The following is a 13,055-nucleotide window of genomic DNA, read 5'->3' on the forward strand; positions in this document are numbered from 1 at the left end:
CCGATGAGCGAAGCGATGAAGCCGCTGATCTTCGCGGCGTCGGAAGGCCCGCTGAGCCGCGCGCAGGCGGAAATGGCCTTCCAGCTGCTGTTCGAAGGCGAAGCCTCGCCGGCACAGATCGGCGGCTTGCTGATGGCGCTGCGGGCGCGCGGGGAATCCGTGTCGGAATATGCCGCTGCTGCCGCCGCGATGCGAGCGAAATGCGTGCCGGTCAAAGCCCCCGAGGGCGCGATGGATATCGTGGGCACCGGCGGCGACGGGATGCACACGCTCAACATCTCGACCGCTGCGGCCTTCGTCGTGGCGGGCGCGGGCGTGCCGGTCGCGAAACACGGCAACCGCGCGGCCTCGTCGAAATCGGGCACGGCGGATGTGCAATCCGAGCTTGGCATCGACGTGATGGCCGGCCCCGAGGCGACCGAACGCGGTCTGGCCGAGGCCAATATCGGCTTCATGATGGCGCAGATCCATCACCCCGCGATGCGCCACGTCATGCCGGTGCGTCAGGAACTGGGCTGCAAGACCATCTTCAACATCCTCGGGCCCCTGACCAACCCCGCGGGCGTGAAGCGGCAGCTGACCGGGGCTTTCGCGCCCGACCTGATCTTCCCGATGGCCGAGACGCTGCAGATGCTGGGCTCCGAAAAGGCATGGCTTGTGCATGGCTCGGACGGCACCGACGAGATCACCATTTGCGGCACCACTGAGGTCGCCGCGCTGGAGAACGGCCGCATCGAGTCGCTGCAGATCCACCCCGAGGATGCGGGCCTGCCCGTGCATAAGTTCAAGGATCTGGTCGGCGGCACGGCGGCCGAGAACGCCACCGCCCTGCGCGCGCTGATGGATGGCGAGGCTTCGGCCTATCGCGACGCGGTGATTTTCAACGCCGCCGCCGCGCTTGTCGTGGCCGACAAGGTCGCGGACCTGAAATCCGGGGCGGAAATGGCCGCCGAAAGCATCGACAGCGGGAAGGCAAAGACCGCGCTGGAAACGCTCGCCCGCATCACGCAGGAGGTCGCCGGATGAGCACGATCCTCGACAAGATCAAAGCCTATAAGCTGGAAGAGATCAAAGCGGCCAAAGCCGCGCGCCCGCTGAGCGAAGTTGAGGCTCAGGCCAAGGCGCAGGCGCCCACGCGCGGTTTTGCCAACGCCCTGACCGCGAAGGCGGAAACGGGCTACGGGCTGATCGCCGAGATCAAGAAGGCCTCGCCCTCGAAAGGGCTGATCCGCCCCGATTTCGACCCGCCCGCGCTGGCCAAGGCCTATGAGCAAGGCGGCGCGGCCTGTCTGTCGGTGCTGACCGACACGCCCTCGTTTCAGGGCGCGCCGGAATTCCTGAGTGCGGCGCGCGCGGCCTGCTCGCTGCCCGCTCTGCGCAAGGATTTCCTCTATGACACCTATCAGGTCGCGGAAGCCCGTGCCTGGGGCGCCGATTGCATCCTGATCATCATGGCTTCGGTCGAGGATAGCCTCGCCGCAGAACTGGAAGACGCAGCCTTCGGTTGGGGCATGGATGTGCTCGTCGAAGTGCATGACATGGAAGAGACCGAGCGCGCGCTCAAACATCTCAAATCGCCGCTTCTGGGCGTGAACAACCGCAACCTGAAGACCTTCGAGGTCACGCTCGACGTGACCCGCGAACTTGCGCCGAGCATCCTCGCCGAAGGCCGCGATCTGGTCTGCGAGAGCGGCATCTTCACCCGCGACGACATGGCGGCGATGGCCGAGGTCGGCGCGCGCCGCTTCCTGATCGGCGAAAGCCTGATGCGGCAGGACGATGTCGCAGGCGCCACCCGGACGCTTCTGGAGGTCGCATGAGCCTGTCGCATTTCGACAAGGACGGTCAGGCCCATATGGTCGACGTCTCCGATAAGGAGGTGACCGACCGCATCGCCGTGGCCGAGGGGCGCGTGGTGATGTTGCCCGAGACGCTGGACTATGTCCTGAAGGGCACCGCGAAGAAGGGCGACGTTCTGGGCATCGCACGGATCGCGGGGATCATGGCCGCGAAGAAGACCTCCGATCTGATCCCGCTCTGCCACCCGCTGCCGATCACCAAGGTCACGCTGGACTTGGAGCCCGACGAGGCGCTGCCCGGCGTGCGCATCCGTGCAACGGTGAAGACCTCGGGGCAGACCGGCGTCGAGATGGAAGCGCTGACGGCGGTCTCGGCGGCGGCGCTGACGGTCTATGACATGCTCAAGGCGGTCGAGAAATCCATGCAGATCGAGGGTATCCGCGTCGTGCTGAAAGACGGCGGGAAATCCGGCAAATACGAGGCCGAAGGGAGCACATCATGAGCCTGTTGCCCGTCGAAGAGGCGCTGGAAAAGGTTCTGGCACTGGTCGAGCCGCTGGGCACCGAACGCGTGAGCCTGCGCCATGCGCTTGGCCGCGTGATGGCGGAGCCCGCAACGGCGCAGCTCACCCAGCCCCCCTTCTCGGGCTCGGCGATGGATGGCTACTGGATCGACGTGGCTGACCACCTGCCCGGCGCGACGCTCACCGTCGAGGGCGAGGCCGCCGCAGGTCGCGCCTATGACGGCACGCCGACTCCGGGCCAAGCCGTGCGCATCTTCACCGGCGCACCGGTGCCGGGCCCGAATGGCGTGGTCGTTCTGCAGGAGAACGTGACCCGTGAAGGCGACACGATCACCCTGCCGCAAGAGCTTGAAACCCATAACAATATCCGCCCCAAGGGTCAGGACTTCGCGCAAGGCGAGAGCTTCTGCCCCGACCGCCCGCTGACCGCGCGCGACCTCGGGCTGCTGGCCGCGATGAACGTGGCCGCCGTCACCGTGCGCCGCCGCCCCATCGTCGCGATCATCGCCACCGGCGACGAGCTGGTGATGCCGGGCGAAGAGCCGGGGCCGGACCAGATCATCTGCTCCAACAGCTTCATCGTTGCAGCGCTCGCCGAACGCATGGGCGCCGAGGCCCGCATGCTGCCGATCGCGCGCGACGACCGCGAGAGCTTGCGCACCGTGTTCGACCTTGCGAAAGGCGCCGATCTGGTGGTGACCTCGGGCGGCGCCTCGGTCGGTGCGCATGATCTGGTCGGCGAAGTGGCGGCAGAACTGGGGCTCGACCGCAGCTTCTGGAAGATCGCGATGCGCCCCGGAAAGCCCTTGATGGCGGGCCGGATCGGCGAAGCGGCCATGCTGGGCCTGCCGGGCAACCCGGTCTCGGCCACGGTCTGCGCCGAGCTGTTCCTGCGCCCGATGCTGCGCAAGCTCGCGGGCCTGCCGCCGGAAAGCCGCGTGCAACAGGCGATCCTCGCGACCGATACCGGCCCGACCGGCCCGCGCACCCATTACATGCGCGCCACCCTCGCGCCCGGCGATCCCCTGCCCCGCGTCACGCCCTTCGACAATCAGGACTCCGCGATGCTGAGCCTCCTGTCGCAGGCCGATTGCCTGCTGATCCGCCCCTTGGGCGACGGGCCGCGCAAGGCAGGCGAGACGGTCGAAATCCTACCGCTGGACTGAGCCGCGCCCGCCTCGGGCGTTGACAGGCCCCGTGAACAAGGGTAGAACAATCCTTGAACATGTGCCTTGACCGGGGAACGGAGGGTCGCGGATGCTGACGCGCAAGCAGCTGGAATTGCTGGAATTCATTCAAAAACGGATGATGAAGGACGGTGTTCCACCCTCTTTCGACGAGATGAAGGACGCGCTGGACCTGCGCTCGAAATCCGGTATCCACCGTTTGATTACTGCTCTGGAAGAACGTGGCTTCATCCGCCGCCTCGCCCATCGGGCCCGCGCGATCGAGATCGTGAAACTGCCCGAGGCGCTGGAGAAGAAATTCGGCGCGCCCGCAGGCGACAGTGCCGGCAGCTTCGCCCCGCAGGTGATCGAGGGCGACAAGACCGACCCGCCGCGCGGCGCGATGCCGGTCGACGTGATCCACGCGCTGGAACTGCCGGTGATGGGCCGGATCGCCGCCGGTGTCCCGATCGAGGCGATCTCGGAAGTCTCGCATCACGTCGCCGTCCCCGGCTCCATGCTGGGCGGCCGCGGGGAGCATTACGCGCTCGAAGTCAAAGGCGACTCGATGATCGAAGCCGGCATCAACGATGGCGATGTCGTGGTGATCCGCGAACAGGGCACCGCCGACAATGGCGATATCGTGGTCGCGCTGGTCGAAGGGCATGAGGCGACGCTGAAACGCTTCTACCGTCGCAGCGGGATGATCGCTCTGGAAGCCGCGAACCCGGCCTATGAGACGCGGCTGCTGCGCGACGATCAGGTGAAGGTGCAGGGGCGGCTCGTCGGGCTGATCCGCAGCTACTGAGATTTGGTGAATGCTTGAGAAAGAGCGTCCTGCGGGGCGCTCTTTTCGTTTGTCGCGCCGGTGGCGTGGGCAGGAGCCTCCGGCGGGGATATTTGGAAAGAGCGAAGATCAGGGGCGCGTCCAGAGGCGGCGGCCTTTGATTTGCGCGGTCGTCGTGACTTCGCCTGTGGCACAGATGGCGACCGCGCCAGTGTCGCGCAGGCGCGCGGCGTCCCACAGATCGCATGGGCCGGTGGGCGCTTCGATCTTGCTGGAGATCACGACGATGCCGCCCTTCGCGCAAATCGCAGGGAGGGCCTCTTTTGCCGATTTCCCGGTGAGATGGGCGAGCGGCGCGCGCCTAAACTGCGCGATCCGCGCGCCGCGCGGCCCAGAGAAAGCCGGGCGTGCGGCGGCCACTTCCAGCGAGACTTCGTCGCCATCCGCCGCGAGCCAGCGCTCGGAGATGAACCCTGCGCCCGGCTTCGACAGCGCCCGGCCCTGCGAGGTCATCAGGCCGACCTGCTGCGCCTCAGGCGCGATCAGCAGCGCCGGACGCTCCGCCCCGGCGCGCAGCCAAAGGGCGCCGCCCAGAAGGATCAGACCGACGCTCGCACTGCGCCCGGCCCCGCGCGTCAGGATCGCCCCCAACGCCCCAAGCGCAATCAAAGGGGTCACCCACGGCCCCGGCTGAACGATCGCGAGAACCGAGCCGTCGAGGCCGCTCACCCACTCCGCCACGCGCAGGATCCACGCCGTGCCCTGCCCCATCGCCCAAAGCGCGGGACCACTCAGACCAAGGGGCGCGAGCAGTGCTGCGAGTACGCCCATCGGCATGATCACCAGCCCCATCGCGGGCACGGCGAAGAGATTGGCCAGCACCCCGTATTCCGAGAGCCTGTGAAACTGCGCGGCCACGATCGGTGCGGTGGCCGCGCCTGCGATCAGAGAGGTCGCGACCAGCATCAACACCGGGCGCAGCAGACGCGGCAGATGGCGCGACGCGCGGGTCCACGGCCCCAGCGCCACGATCAGCGCGGTGGTGGCCGCGAAGGACATCTGGAAGCCGGGCTCGGTCAGGCTCTCGGGCTGCCAGATCAGCAGAAGCGTGGCGGCGAGCGCGACGGTGCGCAGGCTCAGCGCACGCCGGTCGAAGAGCACGGCGAGGAGCATGATCGACACCATGATCCAGGCGCGCTGCGTCGAGACCGCAGGCCCCGCGAGCCAGAGATAGGCGCTGGCCGCGATCAGCGCCGCAATGGCGGCCAGTTTCTTCGTGGGCCAGATCAGCGCCGGGCGTCCCGCCAGCGCCAGCCCGTAACGCACCAGACCGAAGACGAAGCCCGCCAGCATCCCCATATGCAGCCCCGAAATCGCGATTAGATGGGCGAGGCTGGAGCGGCGCATCACCTCGCGCGTGGCCTCGCTCAACCCCGAACGGTCGCCGGTCATCAGCGCCGCCGCGACCGCACCGGGCTGGCCTGCGATCCGCGACTGGATCGCCGCCGAGAGCCGCATCCGCGCGCGATGCGCCGCCATCGCCCAATCGCCGGGATCGGGTGGCGCGATCCGCAGCACCGGCGCGCGGGTATAGCCGATCGCGCCGAGCCGGTCGAACCAGGCGGTCCGTCGAAAATCGTAACCCCGGGGCGCGGCTGGCGGCGGCGGGGGCGAGAGATTCGCCGTGAGCATGACCTGCGTGCCGGGCTCGGGGCTGAAATGGCTTTGATCGCCATGCAGCGTCACCCGCACCCGCGCAGGGGTCTTGGCGGGCGGAATTCGGTCGATCCGCACTCGGTCCAGCGTCAGCCGGATCAGGTCCGACCGCGCGCGGTCGATCTTCACGATCCGTCCGCTGACGGGGCCGTAATAGCGATACTGCAGCACCGGGGCAGCAACGAGATGGGCGCGCAGTCCCGCGAGCAGCAGCCCCAAAGCCGCGAGGGCGATCAGCGCCGCGGGCAGCCGAAACCACGCCGCAGCGCGCAGCCAAAGCGTCAGCGAGAGCGCGCAGATTACGAGCGTACTCAGGTAGATAGGCCATCCCGGCTCGACCACGAGGGAGAAATACGCCCCGACCCCGAGGCCGAGCGCCACCGGCATCCACAGGAAAAGCTGCGCGCGCGCCCGCGCCAGCGCGTCCAGCGGATCGGAGAGCCCCCCGAAGAGCGCCGCGATCAGACGCGGAGCGCGGCCCGCGCCCGTCGCACCCTCCGCCTGCGCCCAGTCGCCGGGTTCGGCAATGATCGCCATGCTTGTCCTCGGCCCCGTCCCTGCTTATGCATCGAGCCGAGAAAGCCTATGCGCTTGATGGTTTCCGATAGGTTAACGCGGGCCGGTAAGAGCCCGCGAAGAAAGGTCCCGACATGTCCGACCAGATTGTCACCCGTTTCGCCCCCTCGCCCACCGGCTATCTGCATATCGGCGGTGCGCGCACGGCCCTGTTCAACTGGCTCTATGCCCGTGGGCGCGGCGGCAAATTCCTGCTCCGTATCGAGGATACCGATCGCGAACGCTCCACCCCCGAGGCCACGGCGGCGATCCTGCAGGGGCTCGAATGGCTGGGGCTCGATTATGACGGCGACGTGGTGAGCCAGGCTGCGGGCGCGGCCCGTCATGCCGAGGTCGCCCATCAGATGCTCGAGAACGGCCACGCCTATAAGTGCTTCTCCACGCAGGAAGAGATCGCGGCCTTCCGCGAGGACCCGGCGAACAAGGGGCAGATGTTCCCCTCGCCGTGGCGCGATGCCGATCCCGCGACGCATCCGGATACGCCCTACGTGATCCGTCTGAAAGCGCCCCGCGAGGGCACGACGGTGATCACCGACGCCGTGCAGGGCGAGGTGACGATCCGCAACGATCAGCTCGATGACATGATTTGTTTACGTTCTGATGGCACACCGACCTACATGCTGGCCGTTGTCGTCGATGACCATGATATGGGCGTGACCCATGTGATCCGCGGGGACGACCATCTCGTCAACGCCGCACGGCAGATGCTGGTCTATCGCGCGATGGGCTGGGACGTGCCCACCTTCGCGCATATCCCGCTGATCCACGGCCCCGACGGCAAGAAGCTGTCGAAGCGCCACGGCGCGGTGGGCCTCGAGCAGTATCAGGCGATGGGCTATCCCGCGACGGGGATGCGCAACTACCTCGCGCGGCTCGGCTGGAGCCATGGCGACGACGAATTCTTCACCGACGACCAGGCGAAGGAATGGTTCGACATCACCGGGATCAACAAGGCGCCGGCGCGGCTCGACTTCAAAAAGCTCGAAAATATCTGCGGCCAGCATATCGCGATCACCGATGAGGCCGAATTGCTGCGCGAAATCGAGGGCTATCTCGCAGCTGCAGAAAAACCGCCGCTGGGTGACGCACAGAAATCTGCGCTTATGCGCACGCTCCCCGTCGTGAAGGGGTCGGCGAAAATGCTCCCGCAACTCCTTGAAAAGGCGCATTTCTCGCTGACGCAGCGCCCGATCGAGATCGAAGAGAAAGCGGCCAAGGCGCTCAATGATGTATCCCGTGGTATACTGAGTGAATTGACCTTTGCGCTGCAACGCGCTAATTGGTCGCGGGAAGACCTGGAAGCCGCCGTCGGACAGGTTGCCGAAGCGTACGGACTGGGCCTTGGGAAGGTCGCTGCTCCGATGCGGGCGGCCTTGGCGGGGCGAGCGGCTACCCCCAGCGTATTCGATATGATGCTCGTTTTGGGCCAAGAGGAGACTCTGGCACGACTCGACGATCAGGCGGCCTGAGGCCTGGCCGCCCTCTCCGGACGCCTGTCCGGACGCGATAGACCGGCGCGGCCCAGCCGGAGGATGAAAGGGAATTTACATGGCAGACAACTCGAAGACCGCCACGCTCTCGCTTGACGGACAAACCTATGAGCTTCCCGTGCTCTCGCCCTCGGCTGGTCCCGACGTGCTCGATATCCGCAAGCTCTACGGTCAAGCCGACGTCTTCACCTACGATCCGGGTTTCACCTCGACCGCAGCCTGCGAGTCCAAGATCACCTTCATCGATGGTGGCAAGGGCGAGCTGCTGTATCGCGGCTACCCGATCGACCAGCTCGCCTCGGAATCGCATTACCTCGAAGTGTGCTACCTGCTTCTCTACGGGGAGCTGCCGAGCAAGCAGCAGATGGAAGATTTCGAATATCGCGTGACCCGTCACACGATGATCCACGAGCAGATGAAGCAGTTCTTCCAGGGCTTCCGCCGTGACAGCCACCCGATGGCGACCATGGTCGGCGTCGTGGGCGCGCTCTCGGCCTTCTATCACGACAGCCTCGACATCTCGGACCCGTGGCAGCGCGAAGTCGCCTCGATCCGTCTGATCGCGAAACTGCCGACGATCGCCGCGATGGCCTACAAGTATTCGATCGGTCAGCCTTTCGTCTATCCGAAGAACGAGCTGAGCTACGCCGAGAACTTCCTGCATATGTGCTTCTCGGTCCCGGCCGAAGACTACAAGATCGAGCCGGCGCTCGCGAAGGCGATGGACCGTATCTTCACGCTCCATGCCGATCACGAGCAGAACGCCTCGACCTCGACCGTGCGTCTGGCAGGCTCCTCGGGCGCGAACCCGTTCGCCTGTATCGCAGCTGGCATCGCCTGCCTCTGGGGCCCGGCCCACGGTGGCGCCAACCAGGCCTGCCTCGAGATGCTGCGCGAAATCGGCACCGTCGATCAGATCCCGGAATACATCAAGCGCGCCAAGGACAAGGATGATCCCTTCCGCCTGATGGGCTTCGGTCACCGCGTCTACAAGAACTTCGACCCGCGTGCGAAGGTCATGAAGGAATCGGCGGACGAGGTGCTCGACCTGCTCGGCATCCACGACAACGAGACCCTTCAGGTCGCCAAGGAACTCGAGAAGATCGCTCTGGAGGACGACTATTTCGTCTCCAAGAAGCTCTATCCGAATGTCGACTTCTACTCGGGCATCATCCTCGAGGCGATGGGCTTCCCGACCTCGATGTTCACCCCGATCTTCGCGCTCTCGCGCACCGTCGGCTGGATCTCGCAGTGGAAAGAGATGATCGAGGATCCGACCGGCAAGATCGGTCGCCCGCGCCAGCTCTACACCGGTGCGACCTATCGCGATTACGTCGATATCGCCAAGCGCTGAGCGTAAGCCAAGTCATTGCGGGCCGGAGGGGAGACCTTCCGGCCCGTTTTCTATTCTGATACCGGGGACAACGGGGCGCTGCCCCCTTCTGGCTGCGCCATTCATCCCCCGGGATATTTACCCAAGAGCGAAGACATCACCGATCGCCTGACATATCGCCCGCATCATTTCCTCTGCTCGCTCGGTTTCGAGGGGAAGGGATATTCGGATCGCTTCACCGCGAATATGACCGAGATCGTCGAAGGACGGTTGCGGCGTGCGGACGGCGCGGCGGTGGAGATCGAAGTGGTGGGCGCGGCGGATGACATCTGCGGCCCCTGCCCGTCGCGGCGCGGATCGGGCTGCACCGCGCAGGCGAAGATCGACCGGCTGGACGCGGCCCATGCCGAGGCGCTGGAGATTGCGCCGGGCGATGTGCTGACATGGGGCGAGGCGCTGGAGCGGATGGCCGCCCTGCCCGCCGATGTGCATCAGACGATCTGCGCCGAATGCCAATGGCTGAGCGCGGGCATGTGCGCCGCCGCCCTCGCGCGGCTTCAGGACAAAGCGTAGCGCCGCCCCGGTCAGGAGGGCGGCACCTTGATTTGGGTCCAGGGCTCAGCCGCGCTTGCGCAGCACCGACCAGCCGCCCGCAACGACGAGCGCCGCCAGTGCCGCTTTCACGACACCGCCCAGCAGGAATGGCGTGGCACCGAGCGCGATGGCTTTTCCGACGCTCATCCCGGTCACGACCTGCAGCATCGCGACACCCGGCACGAAGAGGAGCGCGGCCGGGATCAGCGCCGCGATGAACAGCCGAAACAGCCCGCGATCGAAGCCGCGCTCAACCATCCAACCGGTCATCCACGCCATCGCAACGAAGCCCCAGAGATAGCCGCCCGTCGGCCCAATCAGCGCCATCGCGCCCGCTTTGCCATCAGCGAAGACCGGCAGCCCCATCGCGCCCTCCACGAGATAGGCGATCAGCGTCGCAGCCGCGAGCCGCGCCCCGAAGGCGAGCCCAACGATCGAGATCGCCAAAGTCTGCAGCGTCATCGGCACAGGAAACATCGGCACGCTCGCCTGCGCCGAGAGAGCGATAAAGAGCGACCCGGCCAGGATCATCGCGATGCGGGTTGGCAGCGAGGTCGAGGGTAGAAGGGCTTGCGAGAGGGTCATGTCATTGTCCGTATTACGTTTCTGATGACCGCAGCCTTCGCATCGCGCCCTTTCCTGTCAACGCGCCGAGCGTATCAATGCGCGGCACTGCAAAGCTGACAAAGTCGCGCGCGCGCAAATTTGCAAAACAGCGGGAAAGGCGCGGGACGTGCATCTGCACGCTTGCGCGACGGCGGGCGTGGTGGCAAGAAATGCGCCATGAGCACGGATCAGACCCAAGACCCTTCTCAGGGCAAGAAACTGGCGCTTGTCACAGGCGCTTCGCGTGGCCTTGGCGGGGCGATCGCCGAAGCTTTGGCCGAGGACGGCTGGCATGTCATGGCCGTCGCGCGGACCACCGGCGCGCTGGAAGAGCTCGACGACCGCATTCAGGCGAAGGGCGGCACCGCTTCGCTCGGTCCGCTCGACGTGACCGAGCCCGATCAGATGGCGCATCTCGCACAGTCGATCGGCGCGCGCTGGGGCGGGCTCGATCTGTGGGTGCACACGGCGATCCATGCCGCGCCGCTCTCGCCGACGGGGCATATCGACGCGAAGGAACTGGCGAATTCGGTCAAGGTGAACGTGACCGCAACCGCGCAGCTCATCGGGCTGATGGAGCCGCTGCTGCTTGCGCGCGAAGGCACCGCGCTGGCCTTCGACGATCCGCGTGCGGGCCAGAAATTCTTCGGCATCTATGGGGCGACGAAAGCCGCGCAGATGGCGATGCTGCGGTCGTGGCAGGCCGAGACCGTGAAGATCGGGCCGCGCGTGGTGATTGCGGAGCCTGCACCGATGGCGACCGCGCTGCGCGGACGGTTCTTCCCCGGCGAAGATCGCGACGCGCTGGCCGATCGCCATGCCGAAGCGCGGCGCATCCTCGACACGCTCTGATCGCAACCAAAGCGCCGCCGAATTGGCCTTCGGCTGCGGCGCTTTGGCGACACATCCGCGCTGTCGCCCGCCCCCGCTTTACCCTTCATCCGCCGCACGGTAAGCATCGGGTGACGCGACGGCGAACTGGGGGCAACATGCGTATTCTCATCACCAATGACGACGGGATCGACGCACCGGGACTGGCCGTTCTGGGCGAGATCGCCGAAGAGCTTGCAGGCCCCGATGGCGAGGTCTGGACGGTCGCGCCAGCCTTCGAGCAATCGGGCGTCGGGCATTGCATCTCCTACACCCGGCCGATGATGATCTCGAAACTGGCAGAGCGCCGTTTCGCCGCCGAAGGCAGCCCCGCCGATTGCGTGATGGCCGGGCTGTATGACGTGCTGGAGGAGCAGCGCCCCGATCTGGTGCTCTCGGGCGTGAACCGGGGCAACAACTCCGCCGATAACGCGCTTTATTCCGGCACGTTGGGCGGCGCGATGGAGGCGGCGCTGCAAGGCGTGCCCGCGATTGCCCTGTCGCAATTCATCGGCCCCGAGGTCTTCAACGCCCCCGACATGTTCGAGGCAGCCCGGGTCCATGGCGCGGCGCTGGTGCGCAAACTGATCGACCAGGGCATCTGGGACGATGGCGATTACCGGGTCTTCTACAACGTCAATTTCCCGCCGGTGCTGGCCAAAAACGTCAAAGGCCACAAGGTCGCGGCCCAAGGCTTCCGTAAGGATTGCTTCTTCTCGACCGAGGCGCATCACGCGCCCTCGGGACGGCGCTTCCTTTGGATCAAGGGCGGCCCGCAGCACACGCCGACGCAGCCGGGCACCGATGCCGCGGTCAATCTCGACGGCTATATCTCGGTCACGCCGATGCGCGCCGATCTCACCGCGCATGACGTGATCGCCGATCTGGAGGCCCGTCTGGGATGAGCGAGGGTGCAGAAGAGGATCTGGCCGAGCGCAAGATGCGGTTCCTCTTCGCGCTGCGCTCCAAGGGCGTGACCGACGCGCGCACCCTGCATGCGATGGAAGGGATCGACCGCGGCCAGTTCGTGCGCGGCATCTTCGCCGACCGCGCCTATGAAGACATGCCCCTGCCCATCGCCTGCGGACAGACGATCTCTCAACCCTCGGTCGTTGGACTGATGACGCAAGCCGCAGATGTGGGCCCGCGCGACACCGTGCTCGAGATTGGCACCGGCTCGGGCTATCAGGCCGCGATCCTGAGCCAGCTCGCCCGCCGCGTCTATACGGTGGACCGGCATCGCAGGCTGGTGCGCGAGGCCGAAGGCGTCTTCAACGCGCTGCGGCTCACCAATATCGTCGCGATTTCCGGGGATGGCTCGCACGGGCTCCCCGATCAGGCGCCGTTTGATCGAATCATCGTGACTGCCGCTGCGGAAGACCCTCCCGGGCCGCTCTTGGCCCAGCTGAAGATCGGGGGTATCATGGTTTTACCCGTGGGCCAGTCGGACACGGTGCAAAGCCTGATCCGGGTGCGCCGGCTCGAGACGGGTTTCGATTACGAAGAATTGCGCCCGGTGCGTTTTGTCCCCCTCGTCGAGGGCGTGGCAAACGATTGAGTGGCAGGTAAGAACGGACCCCGAAGAGGTCTGAGA

At 66.2% G+C, this 13,055-nt stretch carries 13 protein-coding genes; 11 read left to right on the forward strand and 2 right to left on the reverse strand.

Translation table 11 applies throughout. From position 1 onward, the window contains the following. The first annotated feature begins 3 nt into the window (after window positions 1-3). From trpD to lexA, 5 genes are all read left to right on the forward strand, one after another. On the forward strand, window positions 4-1,026 hold the full coding sequence (gene trpD / locus AC2TZ7_RS15995; RefSeq protein WP_489866828.1) for an anthranilate phosphoribosyltransferase: 1,023 nt from the start codon (window positions 4-6) through the stop codon (window positions 1,024-1,026). Beyond that, window positions 1,023-1,820, forward strand: a complete 798-nt coding sequence (gene trpC, locus AC2TZ7_RS16000) for an indole-3-glycerol phosphate synthase TrpC (protein ID WP_274963588.1) — start codon at window positions 1,023-1,025, stop codon at window positions 1,818-1,820. Before trpD ends, trpC begins: the two co-directional genes overlap by 4 nt. Continuing rightward, the gene (gene moaC / locus AC2TZ7_RS16005; protein WP_489864982.1) at window positions 1,817-2,302 is read left to right on the forward strand and encodes a cyclic pyranopterin monophosphate synthase MoaC; all 486 of its coding nucleotides are present in this window, start codon (window positions 1,817-1,819) and stop codon (window positions 2,300-2,302) included. Before trpC ends, moaC begins: the two co-directional genes overlap by 4 nt. 2 nt (window positions 2,303-2,304) lie before the next feature. Continuing rightward, on the forward strand, window positions 2,305-3,489 hold the full coding sequence (locus AC2TZ7_RS16010; protein ID WP_489866829.1) for a molybdopterin molybdotransferase MoeA: 1,185 nt from the start codon (window positions 2,305-2,307) through the stop codon (window positions 3,487-3,489). A 91-nt stretch (window positions 3,490-3,580) separates the two neighbouring features. Beyond that, a complete protein-coding gene (lexA, locus tag AC2TZ7_RS16015) occupies window positions 3,581-4,297 on the forward strand; it encodes a transcriptional repressor LexA (RefSeq protein ID WP_098411522.1) in 717 nt (238 codons plus the stop codon). A gap of 108 nt (window positions 4,298-4,405) precedes the next feature. Here lexA and AC2TZ7_RS16020 read toward each other — a convergent pair whose 3' ends face one another. Beyond that, window positions 4,406-6,529, reverse strand: a complete 2,124-nt coding sequence (locus AC2TZ7_RS16020) for a ComEC/Rec2 family competence protein (RefSeq protein WP_489864983.1) — start codon at window positions 6,527-6,529, stop codon at window positions 4,406-4,408. 113 nt (window positions 6,530-6,642) lie between these two features. Here AC2TZ7_RS16020 and gltX point away from each other — a divergent pair, with 113 nt between their 5' ends. From gltX to AC2TZ7_RS16035, 3 genes are all read left to right on the forward strand, one after another. Beyond that, complete coding sequence (gltX, locus tag AC2TZ7_RS16025; protein ID WP_489864984.1) at window positions 6,643-8,037, forward strand: glutamate--tRNA ligase; 1,395 nt, start codon at window positions 6,643-6,645, stop codon at window positions 8,035-8,037. Window positions 8,038-8,116: 79 nt separating this feature from the next. Further along, entirely contained in the window at window positions 8,117-9,412 is a 1,296-nt protein-coding gene (gene gltA / locus AC2TZ7_RS16030; protein ID WP_078520131.1) for a citrate synthase, read from the forward strand. Between the two features lie 147 nt (window positions 9,413-9,559). Continuing rightward, window positions 9,560-9,964: a DUF1284 domain-containing protein gene (locus AC2TZ7_RS16035; protein WP_489866830.1), complete on the forward strand. Its 405-nt coding sequence runs from the start codon at window positions 9,560-9,562 to the stop codon at window positions 9,962-9,964. 45 nt (window positions 9,965-10,009) lie between these two features. Here AC2TZ7_RS16035 and AC2TZ7_RS16040 read toward each other — a convergent pair whose 3' ends face one another. Then, complete coding sequence (locus tag AC2TZ7_RS16040) at window positions 10,010-10,570, reverse strand: biotin transporter BioY (RefSeq protein WP_489864985.1); 561 nt, start codon at window positions 10,568-10,570, stop codon at window positions 10,010-10,012. A gap of 198 nt (window positions 10,571-10,768) precedes the next feature. Here AC2TZ7_RS16040 and AC2TZ7_RS16045 point away from each other — a divergent pair, with 198 nt between their 5' ends. The 3 genes from AC2TZ7_RS16045 (at window position 10,769) to AC2TZ7_RS16055 (ending at window position 13,019) form a co-directional block, all read left to right on the forward strand. Beyond that, entirely contained in the window at window positions 10,769-11,443 is a 675-nt protein-coding gene (locus tag AC2TZ7_RS16045; protein ID WP_489864986.1) for an SDR family NAD(P)-dependent oxidoreductase, read from the forward strand. A 137-nt stretch (window positions 11,444-11,580) separates the two neighbouring features. Continuing rightward, on the forward strand, window positions 11,581-12,366 hold the full coding sequence (gene surE / locus AC2TZ7_RS16050) for a 5'/3'-nucleotidase SurE (RefSeq protein WP_078520133.1): 786 nt from the start codon (window positions 11,581-11,583) through the stop codon (window positions 12,364-12,366). Further along, window positions 12,363-13,019: a protein-L-isoaspartate(D-aspartate) O-methyltransferase gene (locus AC2TZ7_RS16055; RefSeq protein ID WP_098411527.1), complete on the forward strand. Its 657-nt coding sequence runs from the start codon at window positions 12,363-12,365 to the stop codon at window positions 13,017-13,019. Before surE ends, AC2TZ7_RS16055 begins: the two co-directional genes overlap by 4 nt. The last annotated feature ends 36 nt before the right edge of the window (window positions 13,020-13,055 follow it).

The organism is Thioclava sp. ISO4, from assembly GCF_058105145.1.